Genomic DNA, 23,635 nt, shown 5'->3' with positions numbered 1-23,635 from the left:
ATCTATCACTTAAAGCAACCAACTCAATTCCAAGTAACTGTTTTTCAACAAGTTTCTATCTGCATCACCGCCGATGGGTGTGCATTATAGAGGATTAAGATCCCTTTGCAACCCCTTTTTTCATATTAGTGAAACAACAGTTTACTTTTTAATCAAAAATGCTAAAAATAGTCATTTTTTATATAAACATGGCTGTAAAAGCATCAATTTATCTAATATCTTTTCATCTTGGTTCTTTTCCTGCCACCTAAGTGGACGACAATCAATATATTCACAATATCCACCTTCACCTTGTAGACATTGTTCATTCCAACTTAATTGATATTGAAAGCTTCCCACATATCCAGCAGCCAATCCAAACTTGTAGTCACCACGGCTTTGTGCATAAAGTTCAAAAATAATTTTTCCATTTTTTTTACACTGCCAAGAAAATTCTCTTGGCAAATACATCTCTTTATCATTGGGTGTTCTAACTTTTGGATAAACGCGATGGATATGTAAATTTACATCTTCAGTAAAGCTTTCAACAGGCTTACCAAATTCTTGAATATCTAACCGTGAACATAAAATGATATTCCACTGATTTCTTATTTGTGTAAATGTAAGCTGAGTCGTTTCATTTAAATTAATAATTTGGCACGTATAGAAACATAAAGATAAAAACGGTAAATGTAGAGCCCTTGCGTGTTTAAATCTTCCTAATCCTTCAATTTGATACTTTTGTCCTTTATAAAAAACTTCACCTTCACATAAACATAGTGTTGACCAATAGTCCGAAACTCCCCACTGCAATGCAGAGGTATTAGAGATATTTTCTGAAATCTGAATAGTAAGATCACACCCCATTTCAGAGTCTAGTCGCTGAAGATGGATCTTTGGGATTTTCCACTCAATCAAATCTGTTTTATCAAACTGATATTGTTTTGAGTCAAACTGGCATTGCCGCCGAATAGAATAAGTTTTTAAATGTCCCACACTATGTTGGCTATTACTTACAAGTACAGTTGCAGTATCGATTGCCGAAGTCGTAATTGAGTGAGTGTTATAGCAAAGAGGAATACGCGGCTGTCCAACCATACTAATGTAATTAAAGTAGCGCAGTGGAGCCGGTAGATTTGGAAGGATTAAGCCTTGATAAACAATTTTAAAGAAGCCGCGAGAAGGTTGATAGACAACCCCCTCTTTGGCATTAAGGCCCAGCTGCTGTAATTGATTAATTTGATTCATCAACATAGGCATACCGAACCTCTTCTATTTTATGTTTTTATTGTTTCGTTACTCTTACGTGCAAATAATGTCGTAACAAAACCAGATAGAGCATAGATTATTGAAACGGTCAAAATGCCCATTGGAATATTATAAGTGATTGCTGCAAAAATCAGTACTACTGGCAACATAACTACAAAAGGAACTCTTTTACGGTCCATTTGTTTGAAAGAGTAATATTTAATATTGGAGATCATGAGTAATCCCACAACAACCATAAGAACAGCATTAATGGTTTTAATCGCAATATCACGTAAATCAAAAATGAAAGGATAGTCGCGAGCAACCCACACTAATGAAATAATGATTATGGCAGCCAGTGGACTTGCAATTCCGATAAAATAGCGCTTATCAACTACACCAATTTGCACATTAAAACGTGCTAAACGGAAAGCTGCACATGCTGTATAAACAAAACAACATGCCAAGCCAATACGACCCAGATCATGCAAACTCCAGCTATACATAAGCATTGCTGGAGCTACACCAAAAGCCAATAAGTCTGAAAGTGAGTCATATTGCTCACCAAAAGCACTTTGTGCACCAATAGCTCGAGCAACTCGGCCATCTAAACCATCGAGTAAAGCTGCAATAAAGATGGCATAAATAGCTTGGGTGAAATCCCCATTCATACTCGCAATGATGGAATAGAAACCAGACAACAAAGCGGCTGTCGTAATTAAGTTAGGCCAAAGATAAATTCCTCGGCGCTTCACTTTTTGTCCTTCCGGATTATCTTCTTCTTCAACCACTTCGAATGTAATCCCATCAAATGAATGTTCATTATGAGTTAAATCTTGCTCTGGTTTAGGCGCATTTGTCATTATTTTCTATTCCAAACATGTGCATTGATTTAAGTTAACTGTTATTCACCTACTAACCAGCGAACAGCAGCATGGCCACCAATTTCTTGCATACGTAGATGCGGGAATAACCACTGTAGGGCTTGGTCGGCTTGTTCAGAGAACTGCCAAGGTGGATTAATCACCAATAGACCACAACCATTTAAGCCTACAGGTGTATCATCTGGCCATACACAGATTTCACAAACCAATTGACGGCGAATACCTGTTTTGAACATTTTCTTTTCAAAACGCTCAATCATCGCTCGGTCTTTAATTGGATACCAAACTGCAAAAACACCTGTTGGCCATTTTTTATAAGCTTGTTGTAAAAGTTCAACTAATTGCGGAAAGTCTTTACGCTCTAATTCGTAAGGCGGGTCAATCATGACCAAACCACGTTTTTCTTTCGGTGGAATAACGCCGAGCAAACCTTCGTATGCATCACGCTCATGTAAACCTGCACGTTTATCATAAATGTTATGTCGCAATTGCTCAAAAACATCACGCTGCATTTCAAACACGGTTGCTTTATCAATCTCACGCATACCTTGCAAAGCAAACCATGGTGACCCCGGATAACTACCCTTACCTTCTTCAGAACGTAACTGTTCTACTAACTTCAAATATTGCTGGATTGCTTCAGGTGCCTGACGCTTTTCCATTTCAGATATCTGAACTAGTCGATGAATGCCTGTAAGAAACTCTCCAGATTTTTGTGAAGGTGCCAGAGATAAATTATATTTTCCTGCACCTCCATGCGTATCGATATAACGATAAGGTTTATCTTTAGCATTTAAACGGTTGAGAAGCTGTAGCAAAAGCACATGCTTCATAACATCTGCAAAGTTGCCCGCATGGAAATGGTGACGGTAATTCATGTTGACTTTAATTCCTCAATTCAACAAATAGTTTAACATGAAAAAAATATTCTTTCGTAAGGTTGTGATCATCTAAAATAGAGCAGCTTGATATTTTTACGATCTACTCGAGGTTATATGCTCTCTCACCTGCTTCCGGACTCATGGGATCTGGATCAAATTCTGGATGACTTAAATACGCATGGCTTTGCTATTATTAATCAAGCCTATTCGGATCAATATCGCGCGCAAGTCGCCAAAGAGTGTAGCTATCATATTGATGAATTTAGAGAAGCTGGTATTCAAAATGGTGTGGTGAGCAATATTCGTAGTGACCATATTCTCTGGATTAATGATCAACTCCCTATTGCTCAACAACATATTGAAACCTTAACTTCATTTTCGCAAAGTCTAAATCAAGCATTCTATTTAGGAATTAAAGAAGTTGAAGCTCATTTTGCCCGTTATAATTTGGGTGAGTTTTATGCTTTACACCGAGACAATCCTCAACAAAAAAATGATCGTATTATCTCAACCGTTTATTATTTACATGCAGAATGGCAAGAAGATTGGGGCGGTCAATTACGACTGCAAGATAAAAATGAGAAATGGCATATCGTTAACCCAGAACCCAATCGACTAGTGATATTTCAAAGCAACTTATTGCATGAAGTATTAACTTCAAAGCAACAAAGACTTTCGATTACAGCTTGGCTTCGTAGCGGAAATTCTATCTGGGTTTAAAAGCTACTCTTTAAATTTAGTAAATGAACCCGATATAAGTGCTATTGATCAAGAAGGACTAGGGCGTATGTCTATTGAAAGTAAAACGATTGTGAACAGAATTGGTGAGACAGATCAACTTTATTTGACTGAAAATACGCCTGAACTTGCTTTGGAGCGTGCCGATTTACGCTTACAACTTGTCATATTAAGTCATGTTCGCCAAGAGCAGCTTCATTTTTTACAAGAGGCGATTGTTTTACTTGAACAAGCTCGTATGGAATATGAAGAAATGCCATTGAGTCTGTATCTTAATTTATCTTTGCATTTGGCTAAAGCCTATATGCTTTATTTTGAATTAAATAAAGAAAAACGTTTTGCGTTGATTACTCAACAAATTTTGAAGCCATTAGCCCACTATGAACATGCAGATATATATTTCTTCTTGGCTTATGCATCAGCAGCGCGAGAAGAGTCAGCACTAACCAGACATTGGTTAACTAAATATTTATCAACAACCCAATGTGATCTTGAGTTGCTTCACGCACACCCTGTCTTTAATTCGGTTCGCCAAGAATCATGGTATAAAAATTTAGTAAAATCAAAAACGCACTAAATATTTAATTTGAATCGGCCTGTTCTATATCTTATGTAAAACAGGCCTTATTTTTAATTTATCTCTTTACACTATCTTCATGTAGTTGTTCATTCAGCTCATCAATAACCACAATCCACTCATCATCTTTTTCCCAATGACTTTTTAAGAAGTCACTTTGGCCTTTTGACCAAAAAGAGGCTTCATGTAGTTTCTGATCAGCCGGCAATTGATGTGTTTTGATAAAGTTTTCGATACTTGCTTCATCCGAATCTAAACCCAGCTGATCAAATAAAAGTTCTAAAGTAGGTTGCTGCTCAAACATTGTTATTCTCCTATAACTTGTTTTAAATCATCTATTAACTAATCTAGCAATAAAACCTTTTTATATGCATGATAATGTTTATATTTTCTTGTTGTTTTTTGTGTTTGATTGCGAATAATTGAATATAAAAAAGCACTCTAAAAAGAGTGCTTTTTTTAACTTATCAAAAAGATAAATTATTTCAACATGTCAGCAATCGCTGCACGTTCTTCTTCAAGCTCATTTAACGTAAAGTTAATACGTTCACGGCTGAATTCATCAATTTCTAAACCTTGAACGATTTTGTATTCGCCGTTCTCAGTTGTTACAGGGAAACCGAACATAACGCCTTCTGGAATACCATAAGAACCATCAGACGGAATACCCATAGTTACCCATTTGCCGTTTGTACCAAGTGCCCAGTCGCGCATATGGTCAATTGCAGCGTTAGCAGCAGAAGCAGCAGAAGACAAACCACGTGCTTCGATAATCGCAGCACCACGTTTACCAACAGTTGGAAGGAACACATCTTTGTTCCATGCCGCATCGTTGATTTTGTCTTTTAAGCTTTCGCCATTTGCAGTTGCAAAACGGTAGTCAGCATACATTGTTGGAGAGTGGTTACCCCAAACTGTTAAGTGTTCGATATCAGCAACTGCAACACCAGCTTTTTGAGCAACTTGAGTCAACGCACGGTTGTGGTCAAGACGCAACATAGCAGTGAAGTTTTTCGCTGGAAGGTCTGGAGCAGAGTTCATAGCGATGTAAGCGTTAGTGTTTGCAGGGTTACCTACAACTAATACTTTAACATCACGACTAGCAACTTCGTTTAATGCTTGACCTTGACCGATGAAAATTTCACCGTTCACTTTTAACAAGTCAGCACGTTCCATACCAGGACCACGTGGACGAGAACCTACCAATAAAGCGTAGTCAGCATCTTTAAATGCAACTTTCGGATCATCAGTCCCGATCATGCCAGCCAATAAAGGGAAAGCACAGTCATCAAGTTCCATCATTACGCCTTTAAGCGCTTGTTGAGCTTTTTCAACTGGAACTTCAAGCAATTGTAAAATAACAGGTTGATCTTTACCTAACATTTCACCGCTTGCGATACGGAATAATAAGCTGTAACCAATTTGACCTGCAGCGCCAGTCACGGCAACACGAACGGGTTGCTTCATGTAATTGTCTCCAATGAATGTCCTTAATCTAGCTAAATAGGAATTCCATCTAACTAAATCATCATAAACGGCAAAGATTGTACTCTAAAGATGTGGCAGATGCATGTAAAAGCGACTCATTTTCACCAAAAGTCTGATAGAAAATACAAATTAATATTTACAAAAAGATTCAATGCATGGTCAGCATTTTTTTACGAAATGATCGCCATCTCTAGTAACTACCTTTAATCGTGATTTCACCTGGGCAATTCGATACCACATGATTTGCACATTGTTTATATTGGCCTTTTACCGTGTAACACACCTTCACTTCAGTTAAAACAACATCTGAACGCGATAACTGACAACTTAAACGAATACCATTTTGAGGCAAGGTCGGATTAAGACGAGTAAATTGCTGTTTTAAAGCTGACTGCTGAATTTCAACATTCGTCGAACTTGTGAGGCTAGCTGGAATTTTTAGACGTTCAGCAAAGTTAATGACTGTCCGGAAATATTGACTTGCATTCATAGGAACGCACCCCCCTACACTTTTCCAAAGCTGCACACGGGCATTGTTGTCAGGCATGACCCGAGCTACGACTTTAGATTGTAATGGAGAGAGAGCGGCCGAACTTTCTGTTGAACAATCTGTTTGATTTGTTTCTGGCATGAGGCCTGTAATTGTCAATGAATATCCTTCAAGACATTTACGCTGTTTTTGTTTAGAGGGATCTAATGCACATGCGGCAGGTGTCATTTGTACATGCATAACATACCCCTGTAAATTAACAGGTTCGGCATGTAAAACGGAACTCATCAATCCCACCCCTGCACAGATAAGCCACCATGCAAGTTGCAAAATTGAACGAAGTTCCAAATATCTATATTTCATTTAATTAAAACTTGAATATGCCAATTAAAAGAAGATCCATCATCAACCACCTAAACTTAAGGCGATGTACGCATTGGAATGACTTTCATACGTTGTGATAGCGATTGAGCCCCTTGCCCTAATATCACCCCATAATGTGTTGCGTTAGTCATGACATGCTTGACATAGTCTCTGGTTTCTAACAATGGAATTGTCTCTGTATATTGGTCAGCCGAAATTGTTTGAAAGTCCGGTTGCCAACGTCTTGCCCGATTAGGCCCAGCATTATAACCTGCCGTTGCCAAAACTGGATTATTGCTTAACTGCCCTTGAATCATCGACAAATAAAATGTTCCATATCGAATATTGGTATTCATTTCATTTAAGGCCGCTGGATTATAGGTTTCGCCCATTTGACGTGCAATCAACTTCGCCGTATCAGGCATAATTTGCATAAGACCGCCCGCTCCAACATGAGAACGTGCGGAGGTAACAAACCGACTTTCTTGTCGCATTAAACCATAAGCCCACGCTGGATCAATTCCTGCATTGTAACTATGACTTACAACATTAGTCTTATGAGGCGTCACATAGCGATAGGTATCATTATGTTTATTTGTTGTACGATCTGCTGCATAAATTGCACGGTCATACCACCCCATATCATGAGCACGCTTTGCCGCAGCTAACAACACACCATCATCATGTTGAAGATAAGCTTGTCGAACTGCCCAGTTCCATTCTCGGTTGGTATAGGTTGGATTTGCATTAATACGTCTTAAAGTAAAAGCACGATTAAAGTGAACATTCTGATCTAAGCGTCTTAAATCACTTGAAGTGGGCTGATCATCGTAAGGCTGATGATTATAACGTTCACCCAAACGATCTTTTGCTAAAAGGTTGTGATAGTCATCACCACTTTCAGCTAATTTTTTATAAATACGTTGTGCTGTATTTTTCGAACTACTATCACCGCGCTGCTCTGTTGCACGAGCAAGCCAATATTGCCAACGGTCTTCTTGTTTTTGTGTCACGGTCATACTATCAATGGCACGAATTAAACTTTCCCAAGCACCAAATCGAATTGCCTGACGCGCATAAATTTCAGCTTCTTCCGGACTTAGAGGATAACCGTAACTTGCATCAAAATATTGAAGAACTTCACGATTGAAATTATTTTTCATGACTGTGGTGCCACCAATATAAGCCACCGTTCGATATAAATACTTTTGTATATTCTCTGGTGTACCTTGAGCGACACGTTGAACATTCGAAAAAGCATTGCTTAAGTCATTATTAGCCAAACGACCTAATGCAAAAATCAAATACGCATAATCTGTATCATTTGTTTTAGGTGCACTCCACAAATAATTGAGTGGATTAGCCTGAATTTGATTAAGCTGCGCCAACGACAAATTCATTCCCAAAGTCTGTGCGGTAGCAAGGGCCTGCCCTGTTAAACCAGAACGTAACTGCACCCAAAGACGTTGTTGTTTATCTTGCTGACTCATTAATGGACTAGATAACATCAAGCGTCCTAGCCCCACACAAGATTCAGGTTGCGATTCTGTCGCTAGCCATACATCTTTGTATTCAGCAAAAACTAATGCATCACCGGTTTTCGCTCTCACCTGCGCCAATGCGCAATTTTCGGCCTGATCAGGATTAGTTACATAAGATAGTAAAGGTTGTGCAGATGCGAAGTCAGCTTGTTTAACTTTTTCCTCAACATAATCGGCAGCTAATTTCTCAGCCATTGCTGATTGAGGATAACGTTGGGCAAAACTTACAATCGAAGCTGAAGGTTGAAAGCCAAGATTGGTATTAAGTTTCCAATATTCCGGATAGTATCCCAATACATCATTTTGCATAGCAAGCTGATATTGGTCTAATAATGCTGTATTGCCACTATTTGCAGCGTTTAATGCGTCATTAAACTGCTCTTCGGCAGCATAGGTAAATGAACAACCAAGTAAACACATAGCTCCTAACCAGCTACGATGCATATATTTATTTTTCATTACACGACTATGGATTGATGAGCTCTTTCTACTTGGTCTCATAAATGTGTTAAATCCTGACTATTCACCTTCAGAGCATAGTTTAATTAGTCTTCATGCTTTCTTTTGTTGTGTTATGTAACTCTCTGATTCAACATCATTAAAATTTACATAATTTACTTCAAAAAAACCGTGTCATGTTCTGAAGGTTTACTGTTATCGGTTCGGTCCAAATACTGCTATAATGAATGGTTTGACCCATTTTGGGCAAATTTATTCTTTTTTAGATCGATCTGTTAGGAGCCTGCATGACGGTTCAAACCTTCATTCCCAATGGTGCCAAAGCTGCCTCAGAAAACACTGTTACCCAGCCAACGCACACCACTGATGTTTCAATAAAAAAACTTTATATTGAAACTCAAGGGTGTCAGATGAATGAGTATGACAGTCACCGTATGGCAGACCTTTTAGGGGACTCTCACGGTTACATTTTAACGAGCAACCCGAATGAAGCAGATATCCTGCTCATGAATACGTGCTCTATCCGTGAAAAAGCACAGGAAAAAGTATTTAGTGAGTTAGGGCGCTGGCGCAAACTAAAAGACAAAAATCCTGATCTTGTGATTGGTGTTGGTGGGTGTGTTGCCTCTCAAGAAGGTGACAACATTCAAAAACGTGCGCCTTATGTGGATATGATTTTTGGCCCTCAAACATTACACCGTTTACCGCAAATGCTTGATCAACATAATGCTCAAGTAGAAAAACCTAAAAAAGATAAAATCAAACTGGTTGATATTTCTTTCCCAGATATTGAAAAGTTCGACTTTTTACCAGAACCACGTGTAGAAGGATTTAAAGCATTTGTTTCTATTATGGAAGGCTGTTCTAAATACTGTTCTTTCTGTGTAGTTCCATATACACGCGGTGAAGAAGTTTCTCGACCTTTAGATGATGTACTTGCAGAAATTGCAGGGCTTGCTGAAAAAGGTGTCCGTGAAATTTCACTTCTTGGACAAAATGTAAATGGTTACCGCGGTGAAACCTTTGAAGGTGGCATCTGTACCTTCCCTGAATTGTTACGACTCGTTGCAGAAATTCCGGGTATTGGACGCTTACGCTATACGACATCGCACCCACTTGAGTTCTCTGATGAGCTTATTCAGTGTTATGAAGATTTACCTCAAATGGTGTCACATTTACACTTGCCGGTACAAAGTGGTTCGAATGATGTTTTAAAAGCAATGAAGCGAAATCACACGATTGATGTCTATATCGATAAAATTGCGAAGCTACGCAAAATTCGTCCAGATATGCATTTATCAAGTGACTTTATTATTGGCTTCCCTGGTGAAACCGATGAAAATTTTGCAGAAACATTGCAATTTATCAAATATTTAGACTTCGACCATTCGTATAGTTTTGTTTATTCAAAACGCCCAGGTACGCCAGCATCAGACTTGCCAGACACTACACCTGAGCAAGTTAAAAAAGAACGTTTAGCTCAAGTTCAAAAAGTAATTAAGCAGTCTAGTATTGAAAAAACAGATGCCATGTTAGGTAAAATTGAACGTGTACTTATTGAAAAAGTATCTGATCAAGACCCTAATATTTTAATTGGTACTGCTGACAATACACGTCTGGTCACTTTCGTTGGTGATGCGACTTGGGTTGGCCGTTTTGCAGAGATCGAGATTACTGAAATTAAAACTTTAAATTTTGTTTACGGTGAGCTCTTGAATCTTGAACCTGACGTGGCGTAATGTAGAGGTATTCTAAAGTCTACTGAAAGGTTTTCTCTTGACTGCAGCGATTCGACGTACCGTAACATTTCCTGAAATTTCAATGGAACGTTTAAAGAGCATTCTGGGTGCCTATAATGGGCACCTGAAGCAAATTGAACAGCGTTTAGATGTCAAAATTACTCATCGTGGAGATGTTTTTCACATAGATGGTGAAATTGATGCTGTTGGGAGAGCCGAAGCATTATTGCAACGACTCTACGAAGAGTCTGAGCTATCCCAGCAAATCAGCGCCGATCTATTACACCTCCTCATTCAATCTTCACAAACTGAACGCAATTTCGAGTTGGTTGGTGACGAAATGGATGAAAATGATGCACCGCTCGATGTCTATTTCCAGACACGAAAAGGCCGCATTAATCCACGTGGTGCCAATCAAAAACGTTATGTACAACGTATTTTACAAAGCGATATTTCTTTTGGTGTTGGCCCTGCTGGTACAGGTAAAACCTATTTAGCAGTTGCCGCCGCCGTAGATATGCTAGAACGTAACGAAATCCAGCGGATTTTACTTGTACGTCCTGCTGTAGAAGCTGGAGAAAAGCTAGGTTTCTTACCTGGTGATTTAACCCAGAAAATTGACCCATATCTACGCCCTCTTTACGATGCCCTTTACGAAATGCTTGGCTTTGAAAAAGTTGCCAAGTTAATTGAGCGTCAAGTAATTGAAGTTGCGCCTCTTGCATATATGCGTGGTCGCACACTTAACCATTCATTTGTAATTTTGGATGAAGCTCAAAACACAACACCTGAACAAATGAAAATGTTCTTGACCCGTTTAGGTTTCGGCTCTCGTGCAGTAATTACAGGTGACATTACTCAAGTCGATTTACCTAAAGGTCAACAATCTGGTCTGGCACACGCACTTCGTGTACTTGAGAATATTACCGAAATTCATATTACCCGTTTCCATTCCCGCGATGTTGTACGTCATCAACTGGTTCAAAAAATTGTTGAAGCGTATGAAGGTTGGGATGGAGAACAACATCGTCTTAATGCTGAAGCACGTGCTGAACGCAAAGCACGTCAAGAAGCGTTAATGACTGAAAACGATACAGCAGCAGACTTGCAACATCAGGATGCTTAAGGATTCATTTTGAAAATCAGTTTAAGTTTACAACAGGACCTTCAATTACCTGAGTTAGAGCTCAAACGAGCTCAACTCAAAAAAATCATTGAAACAACCTTACGCCACGTTGGTTATAACGAAGATTGCGAAATTGGCGTTGCTTGTGTCGATTTAGCAGAAAGCCAACAACTTAATCTGCAATATCGAGAGAAAGATAAACCAACCAATGTTTTATCTTTTCCAAGTGATATTCCTGAAGAAGTTTTACCAATGCTCGATGCCTTTCCTCTGGGTGACTTAGTCATTTGTATTCCAGTTGTATTGCAAGAAGCGGTTGAACAAAAGAAAACAGCTCAAGAACACTTTGCACATTTATTAGTACATGGTGTTTTGCATTTACTCGGTTATGACCACGAAACTAGTGACGAAGAAGCTGAAGAAATGGAAGGGCTTGAAGTTGAAATTCTAGCAAAACTGAATATAGACAATCCCTACCAAGAACAGATCTAATCATTATTGATTAGATGAAAAACATAGTCTGCCTTCAGGTGAGATGTTGTTTAATGAACTAAAATCAATGTGGATAAGCCAAAACTTATCCACATTTTTTATTAATGCACTTCAAATTCTGCTTGAGCGGGATCGAAACGCCAAGTACGTACAATACGCAATTCAGAAATATCTTTCATATTGGTATCAAAATGTCCAAATGGTGCGCCGCGACGTACTGAAGACTTTGCAGCTTCATCCAATACCGAATACCCTGAGCTCTCAAGTAACCGGATTGCACGAATCCCTCCTTGTGCATTTAAAATAACCATTAAACGAACTTCGCCTTTCAACTGTTGCAGTTTGGCTTCTTCTGGATAATAGCGATTACCATACAACTCCACTTTTTCACGGAACTTATCTAAATAAGCAGCTGAGGCATCTTTTTTCGCCTGAATTCCATCTACTGTTTTTATTTTTTGCTGGCGGCTGAAATCTTGTCTACGTTGTAAATATTGTGCCTCAAGGCTCGCAACCATCGCAGCTTTTGCCTGAAATTGACTTTGTAATTGTTCTAATTCTTTTTTCCTTTGACTGGTGTCAGCTTGTTTTTGCCAACTCAAAACAGTCATTAAGACTTTTTCTTCGAATTTAAGCTCTCTTTGTTGCTGAACCTTTTGCAAAGTTTCTAACTGTGCATCTCCAGTTGAAGCATCATTAGACATGGGATTTGGAGTATCACTAGAGGTACGGTGAGCTTTACGAAATGCGCCTGAACCTTGCTGGTCTGCTTGCGCCAAAAAGTCTGCCTGCTGCACTGGCTCATTGCTTGATCGAATTGAAATTGCAATTTCTTTAGTAGATTGCTCTGATGAACTAGGCATCTCAAAGTGAATAAGCAACACAAAAATATGCAGTAAGATTGCCAATATTGTCGCAGCAATAAAGACTCGGTCTTGCCACCAATGATAAAAAGGCTCTATGGATAGACTTCTTTTATTCAACATAATTTTAAAAGCATGTAAATGCCTTTTCCCCACGGTTTAATACCGAATAAAATATAAACTGATATTCAAATCTGGATAAAAGTGTGATTCACTTCAAACATAGAGTTTTATCCATTTTCATTTTGTCAAAATGTATCAATTAAATTTGTTACACTGCAATATCAAAACTCGTTTTTTATCATAATAAAGATTGTGTTGGTTCTTAAGTAAATTATCTTCTGGAAGTTCTTTTATGCAAACGCTATTTTCCTCATTAGTCAGACGCCTTCAAAAAGTCTACCAAAAAGCAGAAGCATTCATTGAAGAAGAAAGAGATTTTACGCTATCACAAACCTTTCTGAATGCGACTTTACAGCGTTATGTCACCAATAATGTTGAATTTTTAGACGACCTCCATGCTGATCTTTATCATGACTGGTTAAGATTATATGCAACCATGCATGTAAAAGGCCTAGAGACGACATTATCTGTTGATTTAAAACTAATTCAGATGGAATTTAATAAAGAACAACAGCTTTTAGTTTTTGAACAAATTAGTAATACACAAATTATTGAAGCAAAATATAAAAACTTTTGGCAGAAGATTGCCGTAAAAGCCGCAGTTTTTTACTACCATAAAATTTTGAAAAAAGATCCTTTAGGAATGATTCTTGAACGTTTTAATGTAGCAGAAGAACGTGATGAACTCATATTTCTTGACCTCAACCGCTGGTTTGGTAAAAAAGCCAGTATCATCGAGACACTAGGTAAAGTGCATGTAAATTACGCACGAGTTCGTGAGGCTGAGTTAGTCGTATTTGGAAATGTTAATTTAGCCGCCCTGCTTTACCGTGATCAGGATGATGATTATGAAGATGAATTAGAAGATTCTGAAATCACGCCAATCCAGCAAAAAGATGTATAAAGCTGTGATGAATAAAAATGAATTAACTGCCAAAAAACACAAATAGATTACACATTTAGCATAAATCCTGATTTTTTCTCCATGATCAACAGGCATAATATGTTTAAGTTATAGATGCATCAGCACTGACTTTTCAGTCTGTACAAGGATATTTACTTATGGCAACAAAATTTCTGAAATCATTTGGCATCGCAACAGGTATTTCAACAACTTTGCTTTTTGCAGGCTTCTCAAGTCATGCACTTGCCATGAGCCCATTTCAGGCAAATTATCAATTTACTTATAATAATAAAGGTATGGGTTCGGCGACACGTGCCTTAAGCCAACAAGGTAATAATTGGACTTATAATTTCACTGCAAAAGCAGGTGGAATTGCTTCTGCAAGTGAAACAAGTAAATTTAGTTTTGCTAATGGTAAAATTGGATCTCAAAGTTTTAGCCGTACCAGCAAAATTTTGATTCATAACAACACCATGAATATTAACTTTAATCCAAACAGCAAAACTATTTCTACCAAGAAAGATGATAAAGCTCGTTCATTCGCTTGGCAGGCTGGCGTACTTGACGAGTTAAATGCAGAATTACAACTTCGTGAAGACCTAAAAAATGGTTCACTTAAAACCTCTTATCCACTTGCAGATGCAAAAGAAGTTGAAAATCGTCGCTTTGTAAAACAAGGCAATGAAAAAATTAAAACATCTTATGGAACATTCGATACCATTAAAGTCGTTTTACAACACAGTAAGCCTGAACGCAGTACAGTCTTTTGGTTAGCCCCAAAACTAGATTATTTACCAGTTAAAGTCAGCCATATTGATGGTAAAACTTCTTATGGCCTGTTATTAACAAGTTATACAGGTAAGACGAATTAAAGCTTGCATTTTTTCGGATGCTTTTTAAAATACGCATTTGCTTTAAAAGCATCCGTCTAGAGGATTCTCCCGTGCACGCACTAGAACAGAAAATCTTAACAGAAGGTATCGTTCTATCTGATCAAGTCTTGAAAGTCGACGCTTTCTTAAACCACCAAATTGATCCTGTACTCATGCAGCAGATTGGTAAAGAATTTGCCGCTCGCTTTAAAGATGCAGGGATTACCAAGATTATTACCATTGAAGCATCAGGTATTGCACCTGCAATCATGGCAGGTTTAGAACTTGGTGTACCTGTAATTTTCGCTCGTAAATATCAGTCATTGACGTTAAAAGATGACTTATATCGCTCTAAAGTATTTAGTTTTACTAAACAAACTGAAAGCACAATTGCGATTTCAAACAAACACCTTCATTCAACTGATAAAGCATTAGTTATTGATGACTTCTTGGCGAATGGTCAAGCAGCATTAGGACTAATTGATTTAATTCACCAAGCCAATGCAGAAGTTGTTGGCGTAGGTATTGTGATTGAAAAATCATTCCAATCAGGTCGTGATTTATTGCTTGAAAAAGGCTACCGAGTTGAGTCATTAGCACGTGTTCTTTCTCTTACAGATGGCAAAGTTACCTTTGTAAAAGAATAAATTGTACAAATGAAAAAGAGCGGATATCCGCTCTTTTTTATTTGTTTTTAAAGGACCCCTGAAAGCTTCTTAACAACCTCACCTAGACGCTTACCTTGTGCTTCACACAAAATCTTTTCATCCTGACTTAAGTTCTGGTCATGGCGGGGTCCGCTTACATGAGTTGCCCCATACGGTGTTCCACCTGTTTTAGTATTAGATAAAGCCGGAATTGCATTTGGTAATCCCAAAATCATCATCCCGTGATGAAATAACGGCGGCAGCATCGTGAGTAATGTGCTCTCCTGCCCACCATGCATCGATCCAGAAGAAGTAAAAACACAAGCAGGTTTATTATGTAATGCTCCATTAAGCCAAAGACTAGTCGTTTGGTCCCAAAAATATTTCATTTCACTTGCCATATTGCCGAAGCGAGTTGGGGAGCCTAATGCCAGACCTGCACAATTCGCTAAATCATCTAACGTACAGTAGATATCACCTTCTGCCGGAATGCTTGGCTCAGCTATTGTGACGACTGGAGCAATATTTGGCACTGTCCGAATTTTCACTGACATACCCGCAGACTCAACACCATTGGCAATTAAATGTGCCATTTCTTTTGTAGAGCCATATTTACTGTAATAGAGTACAAGAATGTAAGGTTGCATCGGTTTCATAAATTTTGTTAAAAAGAACACTATACGGTATTTTTTATTTTTTTGGCGAAACCAATCTTATGAAATTCTAGAGGTGATTGATTGTGTAGCATGAAAGGTAACACGAGTAAATTTTCTCAAATTCGTTGGGTAAAAGGTTTATCGACTTTTGATGAATTCTATGCCCAGACAACAGAAAGCCAACTTTTTTGAAAAAGATTAGGTCTACAATTTTTTCTATAGCGCATAGTAAACTTACAGAACGACCTTAATTCGATAAGTTATTATTTTGCTTTAATCTATGATTTGAGTTCTTAAGCTTATACTTTGATAAGCTATTAATCGCCCAACATGATGATTAAAAAAATCGGGATAGACGACGCATGTTACAACGTTTTTTAAGTAAGCTTCCTTTTTATAATAAAACCTGGTTTCAGTTCGTTTTATATGTATTTAAACGTTTTGAAGCTGATCGGTGCCGTGAACAAGCTGGCTCTCTCACTTACACAACTCTATTCGCTGTTGTGCCGATGTTAACGGTTTTTTTAGTAATTATTTCTTCAATTAAAGCGTTAGAACCTGCAAGACAACAGCTCCAACATTTGATCTATAGTAATTTTTTACCTAAAAGTACTATCGCATTTGATAAAGCGCTAAATGCTTTTACAGAAAAATCGAGCAACTTAACTGTTATTGGTGTGCTGTTTTTATTCATCACAACCGTCTTAATGCTCACATCAATTGAAACAGTCTTTAATCGTATTTGGCGTGTAAAAGAAACTCGTAGTGGCATTATGGGTTTTATGCGTTACTGGACGATCATCTCTTTAGGCCCGATTATCTTAGGAAGTGCATTCGTCATTTCCTCGACGGTCGCTTCCATGAACATTCTCAGCAATAATTTTGCAGGATATCAACTTGATGGAGCTTTCATACTCTGGCTTATTTCTTTTCTATTAACCATTGTTGGCTTTTTTATTTTGTACTGGACTATTCCGAACCGAACAGTTCCAGTTTATGCAGCCGGTATAGCGGCCTGCTTAAGTGCTGCACTTTTTGAAATACTCAAAAACTTATTTAGCTTTGTGATGTCAAATTTCACCAGTTATGAACTTATCTACGGTGCATTTGCAGCAGTACCAATTTTCCTACTATGGATCTTTCTCTCATGGAATATTATTTTACTGGGGGTAGAGGTAAGTTTTGCTTTAACTGCTTTTCACTCAGGTAAAGAGCAAAAACGACACCCTGTTCTCATGTTATTAGATATTCTTGAATTATTTTATAAAAAGCAAAAACTGGGTGAAAGTGTAAGTGATAAAGAAGCCCTAGAAATTTTAGGCAGAGGAGAAGTTGGACGCTGGCCCTCTTATGTACTTTTGCTTGAAGAGCAAAATTTGATTAAGCGTACAGATAAAGATGAATATGTCCTAGTTCGTAATTTGTCTCAAGTCGACTTCTGGAGCTTTTTTACTGCTCTTCCATATCCACTCCCTTTACGCCAAGATGTCCAAAATGTGCATGATGACGATGAATGGATGGAAAAAATTGGTCCAGCTTTAGTTGAGTCTAATGACTATCTAGCTGCAAAACTTTCTATTCCCCTCTCCACAATTCTTGAAGAGAAATAAGTAGGCAGCAGCTTCTCATTTAATTAGCTGTACTCTAATGTTTAGCTCATAAAAAAACCCTATTATTGAAAAATAATAGGGTTAAAAATATCTAGCGGCGCAAATCAAATTACGCTTTTACAAAAGTTTCCCACGTAAAATCTTGTGTTGCACCCTTTAATGTCATTTTCAACTGATCACCCGAGTGTAATGGTCCAACACCCGCAGGTGAGCCTGTCATAATCACATCACCTGGTTCTAGTGAAAAGACCTGATTAATATCAACCAATAGATCGCCAATGGTAAACATTAATAGTTCAGTATTCCCATCTTGACGTAACTCATCATTAATATGGAACGTGAATTTAGTTTCTTGCCAATCTTTAATTTCGCTCAAATCGACCCAGTCTGCCAAAATACAAGCACCATCAAAAGCTTTTGCACGCTCCCATGGGTGACCTTTAGTTTTCAGGTCATTCTGTAAATCACGCATTGTTAAGTCAAGACCTAAAGTCACTGCCCCAATCGCTTTTAATGCTTTCTCAGGGTCAGTTTCACCTTTTAAAGGCTGATCAATACGTAAAACTAATTCACACTCAAAATGACAACTGCCCCAAGCTGGATTCCATGAAATACCGTCATTTAAACCAATCAAGCTACTAGGTGGTTTAATAAATAATATAGGTCTGTCAGGCATAGCATTATTTAATTCTTTGACATGATCGGCATAACTTCTGCCTACGCAAACGATTTTTGAAGGACGTGTATTCATGAGGCTTCCTTTGTTGTTGCGGCTGATAAGTCCAATAATTTATTTCTTAAATGTATTTTCAAATATAGTTTGATCTGAAACCTGTGCAAATGCTCGCTTTGGCACAATAATTACAGTTTTATTTTTTAGCTCAAGCATGTAAGTCAGCTTGCCTTTAGCAAAGGTTTGCACATCTGAATATTGCATCACTTGTTTACGACCGCTGGCATAAAGCTCAAAATAATCTTGATAGAGGTCGATTCCCTGCTCACTCTTTCCAAACTGGTAACGAACAAATTGACGTTTAAATAACATCGGTAAAAGCCAATAACGCATCAGCCCTTGCATCACCAGAAAAAAAATACCTAGCCCAACATAATATCGACCAACCCCAGAGAAACCTAAATACAGTCCCCAAATAATAATTGCGATACTAATCGCAGGTGTTAGAAAACGGGTAAATTGTTTTTTCCCAAATGTCACTAATGAAAATCCATCTTGTGACTCTTCTAAATTCAAATAGTAACGTAAAGATAAAGCTGTTTTTTGCTCGGTCATTGCACTGCATCGATACTCAATAAATCGGAACTATTAGAGCATATTCATTTCAGCTTTAAAATGAATCAAAGGCTATTTTTTGTTTTGCTCAAAAGTAGCCTTAGTAGCGAGATTAAAAATATTTTTCGTTGCATATATGGAACGTAGATTCATATTTATTGGGCTTATTTCACTTTTTAAAATTTCTACAATAAGAGCATCACCTTCTTAGTGGAATGTCTCATGTCTTTTTTTGCAAAATTATTTGGCTTAAATCAAAAAGCAACTGTCTCAAAAGATGTGGTTACGCAAACCACTCAAGAGATGAATCCTTCCAATGAACCAAGCTTTTTAGAATTAATTAAAAAACGCTGTTCTATTTATTCAATAGGAAAAAACTTAAAACACTCTCCTACTGAAATTGAAAAACTAATTCAAGAGGCTGTAAAACATAGCCCATCGGCGTTTAACTCCCAATCTTCTCGCATTGTGGTTTTATTTGACCAATCACACCAAAATTTCTGGAATATAGTTCTAGATGTATTAAAAACTATTATTCCGGCAGAAGCCCTAACTGGAACTGAACAGAAAATTCAAAGTTTTGCATCAGGCGCAGGTACAGTTTTATTTTTTGAAGATCAAGATGTGATTAAAGGTCTACAAGAGCAATTCGAGCTATATGCCGATAACTTTCCAATCTGGTCTGAGCATTCAACAGCAATTGCACAATTTGCAGTATGGAACGTCCTCGCTGAACAAGGCATTGGCGCTTCATTGCAACACTATAATCCAATCATTGATGAGAAAATTAATGCAGCTTTTAATGTTCCTACTCATTGGAAATTAAGAGCTCAATTAGTATTTGGTTCAATCGAAGGTGAAGCAGGAGAAAAAGCTTTTATTGAAGATGAAAGCCGTTTTAAAACATTTGGCTAATCTTTTCCACCTTTAATTTTTTTCAAAGCTGGTTGCCATTAGCACTGGCTTTTAAATAAATGATAAAAAACAGACACAAAAAAACCGCTATATTATAGCGGTTAATTCTTCAAGTGGTGCGCTCAGAGAGATTCGAACTCCCGACCCCTTAGTTCGTAGCCAAGTGCTCTATCCAGCTGAGCTATGAGCGCGTACTTGATGTTGCGCATTATACGCATTTTTCAAAGCTTAGGAAGCCTTTTTTCATCTTTCTGTCATTAACCGTCTAGTTCTTAGCCAGCACGCTATTTTACATAAAATAGTAGCTAAAATTATTGGTGTTTTTCTCACCTAAGATGTATTTGAAATATTTTTTTTCAAATAATTTTTATAGGCTTTTTGAAGTATTTGGTCATATACCTAGAAGTTAAAGGCGACCATTTTAGTCAACATTATAGAAATAAAATATTTTTAGTTTAGCTCTAACATTATAAACCTCAGTAAAATTTATCTAATATAATGATTCAAATAAATGAAAATATAAGTAAAAATATAATTAATTAAAAAAATATTATATAAAAACTATTATTATTTTTACGTCTAAATTAAATGAATTATTATTTCTTTAAATATTATTTAATATCAAAAAATGTGACTAGAAATACACATTGACAGCTTTTGAGATCTAACCAATACTAAATTCCAATTATTGAGATACAAATCTCATTAATTATGTAGCGCAATAAATAATACTTACTTAAAAATACATAATTATATAGGAAATAGACCAACATGTTCTTACTAAAAACTCTTGTTTCTTCGATATCAAAAGTTACTCAAGACTTAGGTAATATTATATCGGTGAATACTAACGTAACTGGCGGCTCTTCAGTTGATGGTCACATATCAACCTCTGGCCTACTTTCAGACACTCTATCTACAGCAACAAATACGCTTACAACAACCACAACTGGCCTTGTTTCCGATGCTGTTGGTACTGTTACGGGTAGTATTGGTTCTACAAGTCCTGTAGACACTGTCACTAATATTATTGGCGGAGTAACTGGTGGCATTGATCGTGGAACCTCACCAATCGCTCCTGTTATTGATGTTGTTCAAGGTGGTATCGATATTCTTCAAGGTGTAGAAAGCCTCAAAACTGAAATTATTAACACAGGTATTGAAACTGTAGCCGACGCTATTATCGGCGTCCTTCCTCAAACTGAGCACCCAGTTTCTGAAATTGCTGACTTGGGTACATTAACTTTTGAAACTTCTCGCGACACAGTAAATGGCGCTCTTGAAGTTGTTTCTGATTTGGTTGGTGGCGACATCCAAGGTGCAACTGAATCTACTACTGGTATTCTTGATACGCTTATCACCAACGGTACGACTGCTACAGGTATTGTGACTGGTGTTGTTGGAAGTGTTACAGATGTTGTTGGTGGAGTAACTGGCGGTGTTAATGGTAACCCGCTTGAAGTGATTACCGACATTATCGGCGGCGTAACCGGCGGTGTTGACGGCAACCCACTTGAAGTAATTACTGACATTATCGGTGGTGTAACTGGTGGTATCGGTGGTGGTACATCCCCAATTTCTCCAGTTATTGATGTTGTTCAAGGTGGTATCGATATTCTTCAGGGCGTAGAAAGCTTAAAAACTGAAATTATTAATACAGGTATCGACACTGTTGCCGACACAATCATTAGCATCCTTCCACAAACTGAACATCCTGTTTCAGACCTAGCAGATCTTGGTACATTAACTTTCGAAACTTCTCGCGACACAGTAAACGGCGCACTTGAAACTGTTTCTGATTTAGTCGGTGGCGATATTCAAGGCGCAACTGAATCTGCTACTGGCATTCTCGATACACTTATCACCAACGGTACAACTGCAACAGGAATTGTCAATAATATTATCGGCGGTGTAACCAGTGGTGATAGCCCTCTTGGCGTAGTAACCGATATTATTGGCGGGGTAACTGGTGGCGTTGGTGGTAATCCGCTTGAAGTGATTACTGACATTATCGGCGGCGTAACTGGCGGTGTGGACGGTAATCCACTTGAAGTGATCACTGATATCATCGGTGGCGTAACTGGTGGTGTGGACGGTAATCCACTTGAAGTGATCACTGACATCATCGGTGGCGTAACTGGCGGTATCGGTGGTGGAACGTCTCCAATCTCTCCGGTGATTGACGTAGTTCAAGGCGGTATTGATATTCTTCAAGGTGTCGAAAGCTTAAAAACTGAAATTATCAACACTGGTATTGACACAGTTGCTGACACAATTATCGGTATCCTTCCACAAGCAGAACATCCTGTTTCTGAAATTGCAGACCTCGGTACGTTAACTTTCGAGACTTCACGCGACACAGTAAATGGTGCTCTTGAAGTGGTTTCTGATTTAGTCGGTGGTGATATTCAAAGCGCAACTGAATCAGCGACTGGCATTCTGGGTACGCTTATTACAAATGGTACGACTGCAACGGGCTTATTAACAGAAATCCTTGGCGGAGTGACAGGAACTATTGGTGGCGCAACTGGTAGCGTTGGTGGTGATAGCCCTCTTGGCGTAGTAACTGATCTTCTCGGTGGTTTAACTGGTGGAGTTACTGGCGGTGAGAGTCCTCTTGGTGTAGTAACTGACCTTCTGGGTGGCTTAACTGGTGGGGTTACTGGCGGTGTGGGTGGTGAAAATCCAATTGGTATCGTAACAGATATCGTAGGCAGCTTAACTGGCGATGTTACGGGTGGAAGTGGTTTAGATGTTATTTCTAATTTACTTGGTGGATTAACCGGGGGCAGCTTACTCGGTGGAGTAACTTCTACAGTATCTAGCGTAACAAATACAACGCATACTATCGTACCTTCATCATTACTTACTGATAACTTCCTAGAAAACTCTTTCAATACTGTTTAATATAATTAAACAAAAGAAAGCCACTTATAGTAAGTGGCTTTCTTTATTAATATATTTTTAAATATTAATTCATTTCTTGCCATCTATAATATTTCTTATGCGCCAACTCTAACATTGCATAATCATTAGGCGTATCACCATAAGCATAAATTGTAGGATATTGGCTTAAATCATATTTATTTTTTATTCTATTTACTTTTTCTAAATAACCACAATCACCATCAAAAAAATGACCTGTTAAAATACCATTATGTATTTCAAGTTGATTGCATATAACATCTAAACCTAAAGAATGGCACCAACTTTCTAAATAAACACCTAATGATGCAGATACAACAACAATCTGATCACCTTGCTCTTTATGCCAGAGAATACGCCCCAAAGCATTTTCACGAACACATTTAGGAAGTACTTTTTTTGCAAACTCTTGTCCCATATATTTTAGGGAATTCGCATCATAGCCTACATACCCTACCTGACAGAGCTTAGTCCGAATAGTTTTATCCGTTACCCAACCAAGTTTATAACCTGCTATATACGGCGCAAGTCGGATACCGCCGACTATTTGAGTTTTTCTATTCAACGAAAACTTAAGAAATAAGCTAAATGTGTCGTTGTGAGTGATCGTGCCATCAAAATCAAATAAAGCTAGATTCATTTATGATTATCTCTAATATAATTAAAAAGTTATAAATTTAGATTTTTTTAAAATTACTAAAAAACAAGCACAAAAAAACCGCTATAAAAGCGGTTAATTCTTCAAGTTGGTGCGCTCAGAGAGATTCGAACTCCCGACCCCTTAGTTCGTAGCCAAGTGCTCTATCCAGCTGAGCTATGAGCGCGTA

The 23,635-nt window shown here is 37.9% G+C and carries 22 protein-coding genes, 2 tRNA genes and 1 pseudogene; 11 read left to right on the top strand and 14 right to left on the bottom strand.

Annotation, left to right across the window (positions count from 1 at the left end):
- Nucleotides 1-161: 161 nt before the first annotated feature.
- From RMB13_RS13405 to RMB13_RS13395, 3 genes and pseudogenes are all read right to left on the bottom strand, one after another.
- Nucleotides 162-1,239, bottom strand: a pseudogene (locus RMB13_RS13405) (DUF6670 family protein).
- 17 nt (nt 1,240-1,256) lie between these two features.
- Complete coding sequence (gene pssA / locus RMB13_RS13400; protein WP_005043810.1) at nt 1,257-2,090, bottom strand: CDP-diacylglycerol--serine O-phosphatidyltransferase; 834 nt, start codon at nt 2,088-2,090, stop codon at nt 1,257-1,259.
- Nucleotides 2,091-2,131: 41 nt separating this feature from the next.
- Complete coding sequence (locus tag RMB13_RS13395) at nt 2,132-2,989, bottom strand: 23S rRNA (adenine(2030)-N(6))-methyltransferase RlmJ (protein ID WP_003653584.1); 858 nt, start codon at nt 2,987-2,989, stop codon at nt 2,132-2,134.
- Nucleotides 2,990-3,106: 117 nt separating this feature from the next.
- Between RMB13_RS13395 and RMB13_RS13390 the strand changes: the two genes are divergently transcribed.
- Both RMB13_RS13390 and RMB13_RS13385 read left to right on the top strand, forming a co-directional pair.
- Nucleotides 3,107-3,712: a 2OG-Fe(II) oxygenase gene (locus RMB13_RS13390; RefSeq protein ID WP_045125979.1), complete on the top strand. Its 606-nt coding sequence runs from the start codon at nt 3,107-3,109 to the stop codon at nt 3,710-3,712.
- A 67-nt stretch (nt 3,713-3,779) separates the two neighbouring features.
- Nucleotides 3,780-4,307, top strand: coding sequence for a hypothetical protein (locus RMB13_RS13385; protein WP_231764556.1), 528 nt, complete (start codon nt 3,780-3,782; stop codon nt 4,305-4,307).
- A gap of 58 nt (nt 4,308-4,365) precedes the next feature.
- Here RMB13_RS13385 and RMB13_RS13380 read toward each other — a convergent pair whose 3' ends face one another.
- From RMB13_RS13380 to RMB13_RS13365, 4 genes are all read right to left on the bottom strand, one after another.
- Nucleotides 4,366-4,611: a DUF2789 family protein gene (locus RMB13_RS13380; protein ID WP_003653589.1), complete on the bottom strand. Its 246-nt coding sequence runs from the start codon at nt 4,609-4,611 to the stop codon at nt 4,366-4,368.
- A gap of 176 nt (nt 4,612-4,787) precedes the next feature.
- Nucleotides 4,788-5,774 (bottom strand): malate dehydrogenase, encoded by a 987-nt coding sequence (locus RMB13_RS13375; RefSeq protein WP_003653591.1) that lies wholly within the window; start codon nt 5,772-5,774, stop codon nt 4,788-4,790.
- 211 nt (nt 5,775-5,985) lie between these two features.
- Entirely contained in the window at nt 5,986-6,648 is a 663-nt protein-coding gene (locus RMB13_RS13370) for a ribonuclease T2 family protein (RefSeq protein WP_045433029.1), read from the bottom strand.
- Between the two features lie 56 nt (nt 6,649-6,704).
- Nucleotides 6,705-8,648 (bottom strand): lytic transglycosylase domain-containing protein, encoded by a 1,944-nt coding sequence (locus RMB13_RS13365; RefSeq protein ID WP_205468504.1) that lies wholly within the window; start codon nt 8,646-8,648, stop codon nt 6,705-6,707.
- Between the two features lie 287 nt (nt 8,649-8,935).
- On the opposite strand from RMB13_RS13365, the gene miaB reads away from it, so the two are divergent.
- The 3 genes from miaB to ybeY are packed head-to-tail and all read left to right on the top strand — an operon-like array spanning nt 8,936 to nt 12,005.
- The gene (gene miaB / locus RMB13_RS13360) at nt 8,936-10,387 is read left to right on the top strand and encodes a tRNA (N6-isopentenyl adenosine(37)-C2)-methylthiotransferase MiaB (RefSeq protein ID WP_311085470.1); all 1,452 of its coding nucleotides are present in this window, start codon (nt 8,936-8,938) and stop codon (nt 10,385-10,387) included.
- Nucleotides 10,388-10,424: 37 nt separating this feature from the next.
- Nucleotides 10,425-11,513 carry a PhoH family protein gene (locus tag RMB13_RS13355; RefSeq protein WP_003653596.1) on the top strand — a complete coding sequence of 363 codons (1,089 nt, stop codon included), beginning with the start codon at nt 10,425-10,427 and terminating at the stop codon, nt 11,511-11,513.
- A gap of 9 nt (nt 11,514-11,522) precedes the next feature.
- On the top strand, nt 11,523-12,005 hold the full coding sequence (gene ybeY / locus RMB13_RS13350; protein ID WP_017390193.1) for an rRNA maturation RNase YbeY: 483 nt from the start codon (nt 11,523-11,525) through the stop codon (nt 12,003-12,005).
- Between the two features lie 101 nt (nt 12,006-12,106).
- Here ybeY and RMB13_RS13345 read toward each other — a convergent pair whose 3' ends face one another.
- The gene (locus RMB13_RS13345; RefSeq protein WP_311085469.1) at nt 12,107-12,991 is read right to left on the bottom strand and encodes a TonB family protein; all 885 of its coding nucleotides are present in this window, start codon (nt 12,989-12,991) and stop codon (nt 12,107-12,109) included.
- A 232-nt stretch (nt 12,992-13,223) separates the two neighbouring features.
- On the opposite strand from RMB13_RS13345, the gene RMB13_RS13340 reads away from it, so the two are divergent.
- The 3 genes from RMB13_RS13340 (at nt 13,224) to RMB13_RS13330 (ending at nt 15,414) form a co-directional block, all read left to right on the top strand.
- Nucleotides 13,224-13,895 (top strand): hypothetical protein, encoded by a 672-nt coding sequence (locus RMB13_RS13340; protein ID WP_005038515.1) that lies wholly within the window; start codon nt 13,224-13,226, stop codon nt 13,893-13,895.
- Nucleotides 13,896-14,053: 158 nt separating this feature from the next.
- The gene (locus RMB13_RS13335; RefSeq protein WP_003653602.1) at nt 14,054-14,767 is read left to right on the top strand and encodes a DUF3108 domain-containing protein; all 714 of its coding nucleotides are present in this window, start codon (nt 14,054-14,056) and stop codon (nt 14,765-14,767) included.
- 71 nt (nt 14,768-14,838) lie between these two features.
- Entirely contained in the window at nt 14,839-15,414 is a 576-nt protein-coding gene (locus RMB13_RS13330; protein WP_004639480.1) for a xanthine phosphoribosyltransferase, read from the top strand.
- A gap of 47 nt (nt 15,415-15,461) precedes the next feature.
- Here RMB13_RS13330 and wrbA read toward each other — a convergent pair whose 3' ends face one another.
- Entirely contained in the window at nt 15,462-16,070 is a 609-nt protein-coding gene (wrbA, locus tag RMB13_RS13325; protein ID WP_005038513.1) for an NAD(P)H:quinone oxidoreductase, read from the bottom strand.
- Nucleotides 16,071-16,432: 362 nt separating this feature from the next.
- On the opposite strand from wrbA, the gene RMB13_RS13320 reads away from it, so the two are divergent.
- Nucleotides 16,433-17,680: a YihY family inner membrane protein gene (locus RMB13_RS13320; protein WP_005038511.1), complete on the top strand. Its 1,248-nt coding sequence runs from the start codon at nt 16,433-16,435 to the stop codon at nt 17,678-17,680.
- 109 nt (nt 17,681-17,789) lie between these two features.
- Here the strand turns inward: RMB13_RS13320 and RMB13_RS13315 are convergent, their stop codons facing one another.
- Together RMB13_RS13315 and RMB13_RS13310 are read right to left on the bottom strand one after the other, a co-directional pair.
- Nucleotides 17,790-18,431: a fumarylacetoacetate hydrolase family protein gene (locus tag RMB13_RS13315; RefSeq protein WP_311085468.1), complete on the bottom strand. Its 642-nt coding sequence runs from the start codon at nt 18,429-18,431 to the stop codon at nt 17,790-17,792.
- A gap of 39 nt (nt 18,432-18,470) precedes the next feature.
- Entirely contained in the window at nt 18,471-18,968 is a 498-nt protein-coding gene (locus RMB13_RS13310; protein WP_003653610.1) for a YcxB family protein, read from the bottom strand.
- A 222-nt stretch (nt 18,969-19,190) separates the two neighbouring features.
- Between RMB13_RS13310 and RMB13_RS13305 the strand changes: the two genes are divergently transcribed.
- Entirely contained in the window at nt 19,191-19,883 is a 693-nt protein-coding gene (locus RMB13_RS13305) for a nitroreductase family protein (RefSeq protein ID WP_311085467.1), read from the top strand.
- Nucleotides 19,884-19,997: 114 nt separating this feature from the next.
- Here the strand turns inward: RMB13_RS13305 and RMB13_RS13300 are convergent.
- Nucleotides 19,998-20,074 (bottom strand) — tRNA-Arg (locus RMB13_RS13300).
- A 580-nt stretch (nt 20,075-20,654) separates the two neighbouring features.
- Between RMB13_RS13300 and RMB13_RS13295 the strand changes: the two genes are divergently transcribed.
- Nucleotides 20,655-22,790, top strand: a complete 2,136-nt coding sequence (locus RMB13_RS13295; protein ID WP_311085466.1) for a hypothetical protein — start codon at nt 20,655-20,657, stop codon at nt 22,788-22,790.
- A gap of 64 nt (nt 22,791-22,854) precedes the next feature.
- Here RMB13_RS13295 and RMB13_RS13290 read toward each other — a convergent pair whose 3' ends face one another.
- Both RMB13_RS13290 and RMB13_RS13285 read right to left on the bottom strand, forming a co-directional pair.
- Nucleotides 22,855-23,448, bottom strand: a complete 594-nt coding sequence (locus RMB13_RS13290) for an HAD-IB family hydrolase (protein WP_311085465.1) — start codon at nt 23,446-23,448, stop codon at nt 22,855-22,857.
- 107 nt (nt 23,449-23,555) lie between these two features.
- Nucleotides 23,556-23,632: transfer RNA gene (locus tag RMB13_RS13285), tRNA-Arg, on the bottom strand.
- Between the last annotated feature and the right edge of the window lie 3 nt (nt 23,633-23,635).

Origin of the sequence: Acinetobacter sp. V102_4, assembly GCF_031799005.1 — a bacterium.
Taxonomy (GTDB): domain Bacteria; phylum Pseudomonadota; class Gammaproteobacteria; order Pseudomonadales; family Moraxellaceae; genus Acinetobacter; species Acinetobacter calcoaceticus.
The sequence above is the reverse complement of the archived record's forward strand: the minus strand, read 5'-3'. Positions and strand labels throughout refer to the sequence as shown.

Coding starts and splice junctions, on each gene's coding strand:
- RMB13_RS13370 (WP_045433029.1), bottom strand. CDS start 6,648: ATGAAATATAGATATTTGGAACTTCGTTCAATTTTGCAACTTGCATGG.
- RMB13_RS13335 (WP_003653602.1), top strand. CDS start 14,054: ATGGCAACAAAATTTCTGAAATCATTTGGCATCGCAACAGGTATTTCA.
- RMB13_RS13375 (WP_003653591.1), bottom strand. CDS start 5,774: ATGAAGCAACCCGTTCGTGTTGCCGTGACTGGCGCTGCAGGTCAAATT.
- RMB13_RS13320 (WP_005038511.1), top strand. CDS start 16,433: ATGTTACAACGTTTTTTAAGTAAGCTTCCTTTTTATAATAAAACCTGG.
- wrbA (WP_005038513.1), bottom strand. CDS start 16,070: ATGAAACCGATGCAACCTTACATTCTTGTACTCTATTACAGTAAATAT.
- RMB13_RS13315 (WP_311085468.1), bottom strand. CDS start 18,431: ATGAATACACGTCCTTCAAAAATCGTTTGCGTAGGCAGAAGTTATGCC.
- pssA (WP_005043810.1), bottom strand. CDS start 2,090: ATGACAAATGCGCCTAAACCAGAGCAAGATTTAACTCATAATGAACAT.
- RMB13_RS13385 (WP_231764556.1), top strand. CDS start 3,780: ATGTCTATTGAAAGTAAAACGATTGTGAACAGAATTGGTGAGACAGAT.
- RMB13_RS13380 (WP_003653589.1), bottom strand. CDS start 4,611: ATGTTTGAGCAGCAACCTACTTTAGAACTTTTATTTGATCAGCTGGGT.
- RMB13_RS13305 (WP_311085467.1), top strand. CDS start 19,191: ATGTCTTTTTTTGCAAAATTATTTGGCTTAAATCAAAAAGCAACTGTC.
- RMB13_RS13390 (WP_045125979.1), top strand. CDS start 3,107: ATGCTCTCTCACCTGCTTCCGGACTCATGGGATCTGGATCAAATTCTG.
- RMB13_RS13345 (WP_311085469.1), bottom strand. CDS start 12,991: ATGTTGAATAAAAGAAGTCTATCCATAGAGCCTTTTTATCATTGGTGG.
- RMB13_RS13365 (WP_205468504.1), bottom strand. CDS start 8,648: ATGAAAAATAAATATATGCATCGTAGCTGGTTAGGAGCTATGTGTTTA.
- RMB13_RS13310 (WP_003653610.1), bottom strand. CDS start 18,968: ATGACCGAGCAAAAAACAGCTTTATCTTTACGTTACTATTTGAATTTA.
- RMB13_RS13395 (WP_003653584.1), bottom strand. CDS start 2,989: ATGAATTACCGTCACCATTTCCATGCGGGCAACTTTGCAGATGTTATG.
- RMB13_RS13295 (WP_311085466.1), top strand. CDS start 20,655: ATGTTCTTACTAAAAACTCTTGTTTCTTCGATATCAAAAGTTACTCAA.
- miaB (WP_311085470.1), top strand. CDS start 8,936: ATGACGGTTCAAACCTTCATTCCCAATGGTGCCAAAGCTGCCTCAGAA.
- RMB13_RS13290 (WP_311085465.1), bottom strand. CDS start 23,448: ATGAATCTAGCTTTATTTGATTTTGATGGCACGATCACTCACAACGAC.
- RMB13_RS13340 (WP_005038515.1), top strand. CDS start 13,224: ATGCAAACGCTATTTTCCTCATTAGTCAGACGCCTTCAAAAAGTCTAC.